12 protein-coding genes are annotated in these 12,785 nt (G+C 66.0%); 5 read left to right on the top strand and 7 right to left on the bottom strand.

Annotation, left to right across the window (positions count from 1 at the left end; genetic code table 11):
* The first annotated feature begins 36 nt into the window (after positions 1-36).
* Positions 37-1,824, top strand: coding sequence for an ABC transporter transmembrane domain-containing protein (locus FHS79_RS12985; RefSeq protein WP_184200760.1), 1,788 nt, complete (start codon positions 37-39; stop codon positions 1,822-1,824).
* Positions 1,825-2,060: 236 nt separating this feature from the next.
* On the opposite strand, the gene FHS79_RS12980 is transcribed toward FHS79_RS12985, so the two are convergent.
* The 4 genes from FHS79_RS12980 to FHS79_RS12965 all read right to left on the bottom strand — a co-directional run bounded on the left by FHS79_RS12980 (position 2,061) and on the right by FHS79_RS12965 (position 4,515).
* Positions 2,061-2,474, bottom strand: a complete 414-nt coding sequence (locus FHS79_RS12980; protein WP_184200893.1) for an ExbD/TolR family protein — start codon at positions 2,472-2,474, stop codon at positions 2,061-2,063.
* Positions 2,475-2,548: 74 nt separating this feature from the next.
* Complete coding sequence (locus FHS79_RS12975; RefSeq protein ID WP_184200757.1) at positions 2,549-3,025, bottom strand: ExbD/TolR family protein; 477 nt, start codon at positions 3,023-3,025, stop codon at positions 2,549-2,551.
* A gap of 29 nt (positions 3,026-3,054) precedes the next feature.
* Complete coding sequence (locus FHS79_RS12970) at positions 3,055-3,780, bottom strand: MotA/TolQ/ExbB proton channel family protein (protein ID WP_184200754.1); 726 nt, start codon at positions 3,778-3,780, stop codon at positions 3,055-3,057.
* Between the two features lie 75 nt (positions 3,781-3,855).
* Positions 3,856-4,515: an energy transducer TonB gene (locus tag FHS79_RS12965; RefSeq protein WP_184200752.1), complete on the bottom strand. Its 660-nt coding sequence runs from the start codon at positions 4,513-4,515 to the stop codon at positions 3,856-3,858.
* Positions 4,516-4,793: 278 nt separating this feature from the next.
* Here FHS79_RS12965 and FHS79_RS12960 point away from each other — a divergent pair, with 278 nt between their 5' ends.
* Positions 4,794-5,570 carry a hypothetical protein gene (locus tag FHS79_RS12960; RefSeq protein WP_184200749.1) on the top strand — a complete coding sequence of 259 codons (777 nt, stop codon included), beginning with the start codon at positions 4,794-4,796 and terminating at the stop codon, positions 5,568-5,570.
* Between the two features lie 19 nt (positions 5,571-5,589).
* On the opposite strand, the gene FHS79_RS12955 is transcribed toward FHS79_RS12960, so the two are convergent.
* From FHS79_RS12955 to FHS79_RS12945, 3 genes are read right to left on the bottom strand one after another with little or no spacing between them, the layout of a single operon-like run.
* Positions 5,590-6,039, bottom strand: coding sequence for a dihydroneopterin aldolase (locus FHS79_RS12955; RefSeq protein WP_243452873.1), 450 nt, complete (start codon positions 6,037-6,039; stop codon positions 5,590-5,592).
* Positions 6,036-6,830, bottom strand: coding sequence for an SDR family NAD(P)-dependent oxidoreductase (locus FHS79_RS12950; RefSeq protein WP_184200746.1), 795 nt, complete (start codon positions 6,828-6,830; stop codon positions 6,036-6,038). Before FHS79_RS12950 ends, FHS79_RS12955 begins: the two co-directional genes overlap by 4 nt.
* Positions 6,827-8,107, bottom strand: a complete 1,281-nt coding sequence (locus FHS79_RS12945) for an alkaline phosphatase family protein (protein WP_207792345.1) — start codon at positions 8,105-8,107, stop codon at positions 6,827-6,829. The genes FHS79_RS12950 and FHS79_RS12945 overlap by 4 nt, the downstream gene beginning before the upstream one ends.
* A 44-nt stretch (positions 8,108-8,151) precedes the next feature.
* Here FHS79_RS12945 and uvrC point away from each other — a divergent pair, with 44 nt between their 5' ends.
* The 3 genes from uvrC to FHS79_RS12930 all read left to right on the top strand — a co-directional run bounded on the left by uvrC (position 8,152) and on the right by FHS79_RS12930 (position 12,774).
* Complete coding sequence (gene uvrC, locus FHS79_RS12940; protein WP_184200743.1) at positions 8,152-10,062, top strand: excinuclease ABC subunit UvrC; 1,911 nt, start codon at positions 8,152-8,154, stop codon at positions 10,060-10,062.
* 20 nt (positions 10,063-10,082) lie between these two features.
* Entirely contained in the window at positions 10,083-10,769 is a 687-nt protein-coding gene (locus FHS79_RS12935; RefSeq protein WP_184200740.1) for a glutathione S-transferase family protein, read from the top strand.
* A 106-nt stretch (positions 10,770-10,875) separates the two neighbouring features.
* Positions 10,876-12,774: a hypothetical protein gene (locus tag FHS79_RS12930; protein WP_184200737.1), complete on the top strand. Its 1,899-nt coding sequence runs from the start codon at positions 10,876-10,878 to the stop codon at positions 12,772-12,774.
* The last annotated feature ends 11 nt before the right edge of the window (positions 12,775-12,785 follow it).

The following is a 12,785-nucleotide window of genomic DNA, read 5'->3' as shown; positions in this document are numbered from 1 at the left end:
CATTGAGACAAGCCCTCCCGCCTGCTATCAGCGCACATGACCAAGCCCGACCTGCCACCGCCCTCGGAGCGCAAGCTCTCCCGCCTTCGCCTCATCTGGCGCTTCGTGCAGGCCTATCCGGTGCAACTGGCGTGCGCGCTCGTCGCCCTCATCGTCGCCGCCGGCGCCACCCTCGCCATCCCCCAGGGCCTCAAGACGATCGTCGACAAGGGCTTCAGCCAGGGCTCCGATCCCGCCAGCATCACCCCCTTCTTCTTCGCCATGCTCGCCATCGTCAGCGTGCTCGGGTTCGCCACGGCCGTGCGCTTCTACTTCGTCAGCTGGATCGGCGAGCGCGTCGTCGCCGACATGCGCCGCGCCGTCCACGCCCATCTCCTGACCCTCGATCCGGTGTTCTTCGAAGAAAACCGCCCCGCCGAAATCGCCTCGCGCCTTACCTCGGACACCGCGGTCATCGAGCAGGTCGTCGGCACCTCGGCCTCGCTGGCGCTCCGCAACACCTTCATGGGCTTCGGCGGCCTCGTCTACATGGCGGTACAAAGCCCCAAGCTCACCGGGCTGATGCTCCTCGTCATCCCCATCACCATCCTCCCCATCGTCTTCGTCGGCCGCCGTGTGCGCGCCATGTCCAAGGCCAGCCAGGACCGGATTGCCGGCATCGGCACCATGATCTCGGAGATCCTCGGCGCCATCCGCATCGTCCAGGCCTTCACCCAGGAGAAGCGCGAAAGCACCCGCTTCGGCGCCTCGGTGGAAAGCGCCTTCGACACCGCCCGCCGCCGCATCATGCTCCGCTCAGGCATGACCGCACTCGTCATCTTCCTCATCTTCGGCGCCATCACGCTGGTGCTCTGGCAGGGTGCCCTTGATGTCATCTCGGGCACCCTCTCGGGCGGCACCATCACCGCCTTCGTGTTCGCCGCCATCATCGTCGCCTCGGCGTTTGGCACCCTAACCGAAGTCTATGGCGATTTCATGCGCGCTGCCGGCGCCTCGTCGCGGATGGAGGAGCTACTCGCCGCCCGCCCGAGCATCCGCGCCCCCGCCAACCCCATGGCGCTGCCCGTCCCCGCGCGGGGTGCCCTAGAATTCAACGGCGTCGGTTTCCACTACGCCTCGAGGCCGGATACCAACGCTCTCTCCAGCTTCAATCTGCACGTCGCTGCCGGCGAGAATGTCGCCATCGTCGGCCCGTCGGGCGCCGGCAAGTCGACGCTTTTCCAGCTCGTCCAGCGCTTCTACGATCCCACCAGCGGCGAAATCCGCCTCGATGGCGTGCCCCTCACCGCCGCCGACCCGGAGGCGATCCGCAGCCGCATCGCTGTGGTGCCGCAGGATACCGTCATCTTTGCCGCCAGTGCGCTCGAAAACATCCGATACGGCCGCCCCGAAGCCTCGGAGGCCGAAGTCTGGGCTGCTGCCGAAGCCGCCCATGCCGATCTGTTCCTGAAAGACCTCCCCGATGGCCTGAACACCTATCTCGGCGAGGCCGGGGTGCGCCTCTCGGGCGGCCAGCGCCAGCGCATCGCCATCGCCCGCGCCATCCTCCGCGATGCCCCGATCCTCCTCCTCGACGAAGCAACCAGCGCGCTCGACAGCGAGTCCGAGCGCCTCGTCCAGCACGCGCTCGAAAGCCTGATGCAGGGCCGCACCACGCTCGTCATCGCCCACCGTCTCGCCACCGTGCGGGGGGCAGACCGCATCATCGTCATGGACAAGGGCCTCATCGTCGCCGAGGGCACGCATGAAGCGCTCATCAATGCCGGCGGCCTCTATGCCAAGCTCGCCCGCCTCCAGTTCGACGCCGCCGCCGCGGCAGCCTGAAGGATGGCCTTCGGCGGCCGGGGCCTCAGGCCGCAGCCGCCGAAGGCCACCGCTGCACCTGCGCTCGTTGGGGCGGAAGATCAAAGCTCCAGACCGAATGTGCGCCAGCATCGTACGCTGCCGGTTCATGCCGGAGAGCCACTTCTTGCCACACCAACTCAGGACCAATGGCCTGACCACACAAAAAAGCGGCGCCCCGAAGGACGCCGCTCGATTGTCCAGCCCGGAGGCTGTTCTCAGTTCGCGTAGGCCTCGTTGCCCACAAAGCCCATCTTGGTGATACCGGCCTGCTGGGCCTCGGCCATCACGGAATCGACCACTTCATACTTGGCCAGCGCTTCCGGACGAAGCCGCAGCTCCGGCTCGGTCGGCAACGCAGCGGCCTGGCGCATGTAGGTGCGCAGCGTCGCAAGATCGACTTCCTGCTTGTTCCAGTAAATGTTCGAGAGGAAGTCGATGTCCACCTGATTGAACACCGGGTCGACATTGCTCGGCTCATTGTTCGGCGCCGGCAGATCGAGCTTCACCGCGTGCGTCTGGATCGGGATGGTGATGATGAACATGATGAGAAGCACGAGCATCACGTCGATAAGCGGCGTGGTATTCATGTCCACCATGGCGCCGTCGTGGCCGCCATCACCCACTGCCATTGACATCGAAACGTCTCCTGTAATCGTGCAATTCGGCATCGGGAGCGGCACCGGCCGCTCCCGAAACCATCAGTCTAGCGCGTCGGCACGAAACCCGCGGAGGGCTCTGAAACGAACGCGATCTTCAGGAAGCCGGCACGCTGCATGGTGAACACCACGCCGCCAACGCACCGATACTCCATGTTGCTGTCACCGCGGATATGCACCTCGGGCAGTTCGATCTTGCCGCCAAGCGCTTCCTGGCGGGCAATATCGTCCTTGAGCGCCTTCACGCCCCGGTCGAGCAGTTCCTGCTTCGATTCCACCAGGGTCTGCCCCCAATAGGTGTCGCAGTTTGCATCGACCGAGATGTTCACATTCTCCGGCTTTGTCGACGTCGGAATGTTGGACACCTTGGGGAGCGTGAGCGGGACGACCTGGATCGCCACCGGCACCGTGATGAGGAAGATGATGAGCAGAACCAGCATGACGTCGACGAGCGGCGTCGTGTTGATCTCGGTCATCGGACCGTCTTCGGCGTCCGCCGATGGATCGCCAACACTCATGGACATGGGCTGACCCTTTCTCTACCGACCGGCGCTTACTTGACCACCGGCTTGGGGGCAACCACGGGGGCAGCCGACACCGCTGGGGCCACGCGTGCACCGGAAACCAGGGCACCATGCACGTCCGACATGAAGTTGTTGAGCTTCTCGGTTACGGTCTTGTTACGCTTGATCAGCCAGTTGTAGCCGAGCACGGCCGGCACGGCGACCGCGAGGCCGAGTGCGGTCATAATCAGTGCTTCACCCACCGGGCCTGCAACCTTGTCGATCGACGCCTGGCCGGCGAGGCCGATGTTGATCAGTGCGCGATAGATGCCGACCACGGTGCCGAACAGACCGATGAACGGCGAGGTCGAACCGACCGAGGCGAGGAACGACAGGCCGCTCTGCAGCTTGCCCGAAATGCCGGCATTCGAACGGTTGAGCGCCATCGTCACCCACTCGTGCTGGTCGATCTTATCGGTCAGGCGACCTTCATGGTGATCGGCAGCGCGCAGGCCGTCATCGACGATCTGGCGAAACGGCGAACTCTTGTCGAGCTTGGAGGCGCCGGTCTTGAGGTCGGGCGCGGTCCAGAACTTCTTCTCGAGGTCGTTGGCTTCGGTCAGCACCTTCCGCTGGTCGAGATACTTGGTGATGATGATGAACCAGCTGGCCAGCGACATGAACACGAGAATGCCGAACACCGATTGGGCGATGATGCCGCCCTGCTCGAGCGCTGCTGCCAGGCCATATGGGTTTTCTACTGCGACGGTTTCCATGCTGAATTTCCCTCGAACTGGATGTTTTTGTTGTTCAACTCTGCGAGGACGGCGATTGCCGCCGCCCTCAACCCCTTAACGCCTGTCCCGGATCTGCCAACGGATTGGAACGGTTTTCGTTTCCGTCACCGGCGCCCCATTGCTGGTTGCCGGGTTGTAACGGAACCGCCGGATGATGATCTTGCACGTCGCATCATCCAGTCGCGCCGAGCCGCTCGAAGCGACCACTTCGCAACTTCCAACCTTGCCATCGGTCCCGACGACGAACCGCACACGGGTCACGCCCTCTTCACCCGCACGCAGCGAAGCATCCGGATAATCATCCTCGCCGATGGTATTGCCGCGGCCACGATCCGTAGCCCGTGTCGGCGCCACTGTCGGCGCAGGAGCCGGCGGCGCGGGCGGAGCCGGCGGTGCGAACACCGGCGGTGCCACCTGCTGGACCGTGCTCTGCGTCTGGATTGTCACAGGCGGCGGCGAATCCGACTGGATCGTCACCTCCGGAGGCGGCACGAACGGCGGAATCTCGAGCTCGACCGGTGGTGGTGGCGGCGGCTCATCCGGTGGTGGTGCCTCTTCCTTGACGTTCACTGTTTCGAGCGGCTGGACGATCGCCTTGACCGCCTTTAGCGCAAGCCCCGTGATGAACGCATATCCCAAAAACACGTGTAGCAAGGCGACAGCCCCGAAGGCCATCATGCGGTTCTTGCTCATTCCCTGGTCAGCATATGCCATGACTGATGCCGATCTCCCTGACCCATGATATGATCAATGCCGGAAGCTGTGGCTTCCCGTCCCTCCCCGGCATCCCTCAGCGCAGTCTTAACTCCATCGCTGCGCAGCCCGCAACCGCTTTATCGCGGCAATTATGTTTCAAGATCGACACAAGCGATGAAGCCTTTTGGTTCCCGGCCGTTCATCAGGCCCGCAATCACCCGAGGTTGCGGCACGCGCCGGCCACGCCTAGAACCGGGCTCATGTCCTGTGTGTCCCCCGTTTTTCGTGCAGCTTCCGTGGCTCTCGCCCTGCTCGGTGCGACAAGCGCCACCGCCCAGCCAGCGCCGGGCGCCGCGCCGCCGACCTACGTCACGCTCGCCGATCTCACGCTGGCTGCACCCGTGATCGTGCGCGCCACCATCACCCGCAGCCAGCGCATCAACCCGAGTGACGCCGCCGGCCTGGCGCCCGGCATGGCCCGGCAATTGCTCACCGCGCGCGTCGATGGCGCGCTCACTGCAACCGCCGCCGTGCCGCCCGAGCTCGTCTGGCTCCACGATGTCCCGCAGCCTGAGCGCGGCCGCGCACCCGATCAGCGCGGCCAGCAGGTGCTGGCCTGGTTGCAGCCCCCCGACGCCGAGGGCAAGACTGTCCTGATGCCCGGCCCGTCGATGCAACCCTGGAGCGCGCCGCTCGAAGCCACTGTCCGTGCCATCGCCACCCAGGCAGTGAGCGGCACCGTGCCCATCGTCACCGGAGTCTCCAACGGCTTCCGCGTCCCCGGCACCGTGCCGGGCGAAGCCGAGAGCCAGTTCTTCCTCACCACAAAGGGAGGAAAGCCGCTCACCATGGTGGTGCTCGATCGCCCCGGCCAGCGCCGCCAGATCCAGGTCGCAAGTTCGGACATCATCGATGAATCAGCAACTTCGGTCGCGCCGGAGACGCTGCTCTGGTATCGCCTCGCCTGCGCGCTGCCCGGCCGCCTGCCCGCTAGCGCCGGCGGCAGCGATCCCGCGCTTGCCGCCGCCTGGGCCAGCGCCATCGCCAGCCTCGGGCCATGCACCCGGCCCTGAAACAGCGCTTGCGCCGCGATCAGCCGCGCGTCGGCACCGTGGCAAAACTGGCGATCTCCACCCCGGCCGCTTCACAATCCGGGTACACATCGGGCTTGCGCGTGCTCACCCGCAGCGCCAGCACGCCCTGCCGCGCTGCCACCAGATCGTAGATCGCCTGCGCCAGCGTCTCCTGCAGGTTGAACCGCCGTGCATGGGCCAGCGCCGTCACCGCATCGCGCAGCACATGATAGTCCCAGGCGTCGCTCACAACGTCATGGCTGGCAAAAGCGCTCGCCGTCACCCACACCTCGATGGTGATCAAAAGCCGCTGCGGCACCCCGATCTCGGCCGCATGAAACCCGATGTCGAGCTCGAGTTCGAGCCCCTCGATCATGATCTTGCGGCTCCGCGGCCGCAGCGCCTCGGGCACCAGCCCGTCGATGGCGGCAAGCGCCACCAGCGGCATCTCGTCGATCATCATCGTCATCGGTTCACCATGAAGGACACATCGCGTTGCAGGCCGAGAAACCTCTGCCCGCCGTCGAGCACGATCGTCTGGGCATTGTAGGTCGGCGTGGCAATGATGAACCGCAGCGCCGCCACCAGTTCCTCCACCGCGACACCGCGCCGCAGCGGGTTCATGCCATGCACCGCCTCGAAATCCTCGCGGCTGTGCGGCCCCCACACCAAAGTCACCGCCGGCGCAATGGCACAAGCGCGAATCGCCGGCGCCAGGCTGCGCGCCACCATCTCGGTCATCCCCTCCAGTCCGATCTTCGCCAGCGTGTAGGTGAAATGGTCGGGGTTGAGGCTCGCCAGCTTGGCATCGAGCAGGTTCACCACCAGCGCCGCGTCCGGCCCGCCCTCCTGCCCGCGCGCCGGGTCGAGCGCCCGCGCAAAGGCCTGCACCAGAAGGGCCGGTGCCCGCAGGTTGATCGCCATGTGCGTGTCGAAATCGTCGGCCGAAAAGTCCTCCAACCGGTCATAGACAAAGCGCGACGCACAATTCACCAGCAGCCCGAGCGGCGCCAGCCCCGCCGCCGCCGCCACGATCGCTGCCGCCGCCGCCGGGTCGGCGAGATCGGCCGCCACCACCGCCACGCCGGTCCCCTGCCCGCGAAGCTCGTCCGCCAACGCATCCGCGTCGTCGCGCGAGCTGTTGCAATGGATCACCACATCCCAGCCGTCTTCGGCCAGCGCCCGTACAAAGGCCTCGCCGATCCGCTTGGCGCCGCCGGTGATGATCGCGGTCTCGCCGCGTCGTTCAGGTTCGCTCATTCAGGCGCGTTAGCGGCTCCGCCTCCCCCGCGCAACGCCGCCCCCAGCGTTTCAAGGCTGCCGTCAGTGTCGCGCTGCGGCAATCCGAGCAGGCCCAGCAGCAAAGGATGCACATCGACATTGTCGAACGCCGGCAGCCGCACCCCGCTCTCGATGCCCGGCCCCGCTGCCACGAACATCGCCGCCATCGCCGGGTCGGCCGGGTCATAACCATGCATCCCGCCCAGCCTGCGGTCGGTCCGCGGCGCCTCGGTGCCGATCATCCAGCCGCTCTCCGCCGCACACACATAGGGCGGCACGCGCGGGTTGCGGCCATAATGCAGCGCCGCCGGAATCGCCTCGCGCCGCCAGCAGCGCATATGCGGATGCGGCCGCAGCAATGCCGCCTCCAGTGCGGCCGCCCGGCCTTCCACCGCATGCAGCCCCGCCACCGCACCCCCCGTCACCAGTCGAAAACTGCCCGCCGGCAGCAGCGTATCGAGCCGGATCGTCCGCTCGGGCGTCACCGCCGCCATGCCATGGTCCGCCACCACCACGAGGTTGGCGGCGATGCCCCGCACCCGCAGCCCCTCGATCACCCGGCCGATCTGCGCATCCACCGCCGCCACTGCCTTCGCCGTCTCGGCTGCGGCCGGGCCGAATTCATGCCCGTCATGGTCCACCGAGTCGAAATACAGCGTCAGGAACGCCGGCCGCGCCGGCTGGTCGAGCCACGCCAGCAGCTGGTCCACCCGCTTCGCCTCGGGCATCGCGCCATCGAAGCGCATCCACTGCCGCGGCCGCACGCCGCGCACCGCGGTCTCCGATCCCGGCCAGAACATCGTCGCCGTCGCCAGCCCGGCCTTCTCGGCGGTCACCCAGATCGGCTCGGCCTGGTCCCACCAGCGGCTGTCCTCCACCGCATCGCGGTTGGACATGCCGAAGCGCACGCCGCGAATCGCCGGGTCCTCCATCGTGTTGTTCACAATGCCATGGCGATCGGGCCGCAACCCGGTCACGATCGTATAATGGTTGAGAAAGGTGAGCGACGGAAAGCTCGGCCGCATCGAAGCACTCGCTCCCCGCGCCGCCAGCGCATCGAGCACCGGCGTGTTGCCCCGCCCCAGATAATCGGGCCGCATGCCATCGACCGACACCAGGATCACCGGCGCCCTGCTGACAACCGCCACCGAAGCCGGCACCACTGCCACCGGCGGCGACGTGGCGCAGCCGGCCAATGCGAGCAACGCCGCAACAGCAAGGCTGCTCAAGCTCCACACGATCTTGGGCAGCATCATGTACACCTCTTTCTGGATCGACAGGACGCGCCTAAACCCCCGATATGACAGTCGATCGATTCTCGGAAGACAGCGCCACCTTCGCCGTCAAGGGCATCGACACGCCCGATCTCGATCGCGGCGTGGAGGCGATCCGCAACGTCCTGCGCACCCTGCCCGCCCGCCCCGGCGTCTATCGCATGATCGATGCCGCCGGCAGCGTGCTCTATGTCGGCAAGGCGCGCGCGCTGAAAAACCGCGTCGGCAACTACACCCAGGTCGCCCGCCTGCCGCGCCGCCTCCAGCGCATGGTCAGCCAGACCCGCGACATGGTGATCGTCACCACCAACACCGAATCCGAAGCGCTGCTGCTCGAAGCCCAGCTCATCAAGCGCTGGCGGCCGCCCTATAATGTCCTCCTCCGCGACGACAAGAGCTTCCCCTTCATCTACCTCCGCGAGGATCACACCTACCCGCGCATCTCCAAGCATCGCGGTGCGCGCGTCGGCAAGGGCGTCTTCTACGGCCCCTTTGCCAGCGCCGGCGCCGTGGGCGCCACCCTCAACGCGCTGCAGAAGGTGTTCCTGCTGCGCTCGTGCAACGACAGCTTCTTCAACAATCGCAGTCGCCCCTGCCTGCTCCACCAGATCCGCCGATGCTCGGCTCCCTGCGTCGATCGCATCAGCCCCGAAAGCTATGCCGAGCAGGTGTCCGACGCCAAGGCCTTCCTCGCCGGCAAGACCGTGGAAGCACAGGCCAAGCTCGCCGCCGCCATGCAGGCCGCCGCAGCCAGCAAGGATTTCGAAATCGCCGCCGTGCTGCGGGATCGGCTCAAGGCGCTCACCTTCATCCAGGGGTCGCAGTCGATCAACGCCGAGGGCAGCCTCACCGATGCCGACATCGTCGCCATCGCCGCCCAGGACGGCATCATGTGCATCCAGGTTTTCTTCATCCGCGGCGGCCAGAACTGGGGCCACCGCGCCTGGTTCCCCGCCCACACCCAGGAGCTGGACGAAGCCGAGGTGCTGCAAAGCTTCCTCCCGCAGCTCTACGCCGAAATCCCGCCGGCGCGCGAAATCCTGCTCGATCGCGCGCTGCCCGAGGCCGAGCTGCTGGCCGAGGCGCTGTGCGAATCCGCCGGCCACCGCGTCAGCCTCAAGGTCCCGCAGCGCGGCCCCAACCGCAAGCTCGTCGAGCAGGCCAGCCGCAACGCCCGCGAAGCCCTGCAGCGCCGCGCCGCCGAAGCCACCACCCAGGGCCGCCTCCTCGCCGAGCTTGCCGAGCTGTTCGAGCTCGACGCCCCGCCGCGCCGCATCGAGATCTACGACAACAGCCACATCATGGGCACCAACGCGCTCGGCGCCATGGTCGTCGCCGGCCCCGAAGGCTTTATGAAGAGCCAGTATCGCAAGTTCAACATGAAGGCGCCCGACATCACCCCCGGCGATGATTTCGGCATGATGCGCGCCATGCTCCACCGCCGCTTCGCCCGGCTGCAGAGCGAAAACCCCGACGATCGCGAGAACTGGCCCGATCTCCTGCTCATCGATGGCGGCAAGGGCCAGCTTTCCAGCGTCATCGAAAGCCTCGCCGATCTCGGCATCGACGATGTCGCCATCGTCGGCGTCGCCAAGGGTCCGGACCGCAACGCCGGCCGCGAGACCTTCCACCTCCCCTCGGGCCGCGAGCTCACCCTGCCACCGAACAACCCGGTGCTGTTCTTCCTCCAGCGCCTGCGCGACGAAGCCCACCGATTCGCCATCGGCGCCCACCGCGACAAGCGCAGCAAGGCGCTCACCGCCAGCCCGCTCGATGATGTTCCCGGCATCGGCCCGGCGCGAAAAAAGGCGCTTCTCATGCACTTTGGCACCGCCCGCGCCGTCCGCGGCGCCAGCCTGTCCGATCTCGAGCGCACGCCCGGCATCAACAAGGCCATGGCGCAGGCCATCCACCAGCACTTCCACCCACCGGCCTGAAAGGCTACCGTGGCCCGGTCATGAGCCTCATCCTCCACACTGCGGCGACGCCCAACTGCTACAAGGTGTCGGTGGCGCTCGAAGAGCTCGCCCTTCCCTATGAGGTGGTCAAGGTCGATCTCCTCAAGGGCGAGCAAAAGGCCCCCGAGTTCGTCGCCCTCAACCCCAATGGCCGGGTGCCGCTGCTCATCGACGACGGGTTCGCGATCTTCGAATCGGGCGCCATCCTCATCCATCTCGCCGAAAAGACCGGCAAGCTGATGCCGCTCGACACGCATGGGCGCAGCCGCGTGCTGCAATGGCTGATGTTCCAGATGAGCGGCATCGGCCCGATCATGGGCCAGGCCAATGTCTTCTACCGGCATTTCCCCGAAAAAATCCCCGCCGCCATCGCGCGCTACCAGGGCGAAGGCCGCCGGCTTTTCGAAGTCCTCGATGCCCGCCTCGGCGAATCCGAATTTCTCGCCGGCGACTACAGCATCGCCGATATCGCCAGCTGGTGCTGGGTCCGCACCGCCAAATGGTCGGGAATCCCCACCGAAGGCCTCACCAACCTGCTGCGCTGGAAGGCCAGCATCGCCGCCCGCCCCGCCGCCCAGCGCGGGATCGATGCCCTCGAAACCACCCGCCTCACCGCCGAAGACGATGCCGCCCGCGCCGATCTCGTGCTGCGCGGCCGTCCGGAAGGCGTGAAGCGCGAGGCCTGATATCCTTCTCTTTCAATTTTCCCGCGTTTGGGAAATAATTCCCGGCATGAGCAGGCCAAAATGCAGTCCTGATGCCAAAGATCTGCTTTTTCCGCGCAGACAGTGAATGGTCTTCACCCGCCTTCTGATACTGTTCCTGCTGTGGCACGGCACGGATACTGCCGGAGCAAATGCCCTGGAGCCGCCGGCACTCGAGATCATGCTCGATGAGCCATTGCAGGTCACGATCGCCGGTCAGCCTGCAAGCCTCGCATTTGTAGTCGGCACCGTCGACCACCTCATTCTGAACGACCCGCTCGTGCAGCGCCTTGGACCGCTGCTTGGCAGCAGTCGCAAGGCTGACATGTTTCTCGACAGCAAGTCCAAAGTTGACGGCAAACGCAGCGGCGCGATGCTCGAGATCGCCGGCTTGCGACGCGAACAGCAATTGTACTGGTTTCCGGGGCAATCGGTTCGGCCGCTCGACGGCAGCATCGGCATCATGGCGGTACCGCATCAGCTCGTCAGGCTTCAGACCGGAAGCCCCGGCGCGCCGCTGGCACTGCGCATGCCACTGGCCGGCGATGTCGACAGCACTGCCTATGGCCTCGTCAACGTGGCGGACGCACAGCTTGCTGTCACGTTGAACCCATCGATCAGGACATCGGTGCCCCTCATCGCATCCACTACGGGCTTCGACCTCGCGTCAGTCATGCAGGGACGCTTCGAAGGCGAACCCTGGGACGTGGTGGTCATGCCCGGCGTGCGCCACACCGTGCGTCGCCTGGTGCTGGATACGCCATTGCAACTCGGCCGCCTGTCGTTCGGCGCGCTCGCCGCGCGTTTCGACGCCGCCCAGGCTCGACGCTCCGGGCCCAAGCCCCGGGGCAAGCCGCTCGTCGTGCTGACCTTGTCGCGCACCCAGTTCGATGAGCAGGGTTGCAGCTCCCTCGTTGTCGACAAGCAGCAGATGTCCATGGCACTTCACTGCACAGGACCCGGATCGCTCTCACACGCCAAGGTCGCGGGCGCGGCGAGCGCCCCTGCGGAGGCCAGTCCGAGCAACTCGTCGCAAACGCTTGTCGCCACCCACCAACTTGAAGGGCTTGCTGCGGTCCCCCTGCCTGGGGTCCCCGGGCCGGCAATGGCGCCCGATGGCTTCATTAATCTGCAAGTCGATCAGTCAGTGCATGTCACAATCGCTGGGATACCTGTCGAGCTGGCGCTGAACACTGGCGATCTTCCGGGCATTCTGTTGAACGAGGTTGCGGCTATGCGCCTCGAGCTGGGAGGACGAGCGCAGCAGTCGGCAATCACCTATGGAGGCCGCAAGATTACCGAAACGAACGTTGCCCGCGAAACGGTCGTTGCAATGGAGCGCGCTGCAGCCACAAACATCATATGGCTCGGGGGATATAATCAGGAACAGTTCAGCGGCAGTATCGAGCTGAGCTCGCTCCCGCACGACCGGCTGCGCCTTCGCCTGTCGCCAGAGGAACCCGACGCGCGACCGGTGCGACTGAAGCTGTCCTTGCCTCGTCCCAAGTCGGCGCGAGGCACCACTGAACTGCCTGGCATTGCACGCTTCGAAGTCAACGCCGGGCTGCAGAAGCGGTGGCAGCTGCCTCTGGTGTCCAAATCGCTGGCAGCCGATCTGGCAAGGGTCCTGGGCGGGCGCCTTGAAGGGCGGCCATGGCTGGAGACACTCGGCTATCGACTGCGGAGACCCGTTCGCCGCCTCGTATTGGCAAAGCCTCTCGTCATCGGGCCGCTATCGTTCAAGGTCGTTGCAGTCCAGACCGGCGGCACCCCTGACGCATCCAATCGTTTGGGCCGCGGCCAGGACGTGCTGCCTGATGCCGATTCCGATCCCGACGAACTGGTCGTCACCGGGAAAATCGCGGGGGGCTCGACCGGCCGATGGCTGAACCTGTCGAGGATACAGCTTGCCGAACAGCGCTGCACGAGCCTCGCAATCGACAAACCCGCCATGATCTGGGAGTTGATGTGTCGCGGTCCCGCCTGACTGGTTGACTA

It is taken from the genome of Polymorphobacter multimanifer, assembly GCF_014205635.1.
Taxonomy (GTDB): domain Bacteria; phylum Pseudomonadota; class Alphaproteobacteria; order Sphingomonadales; family Sphingomonadaceae; genus Sandarakinorhabdus; species Sandarakinorhabdus multimanifer.
Note: the sequence above shows the minus strand (reverse complement) of the source record. Positions and strands in the feature narration are given on the sequence as shown.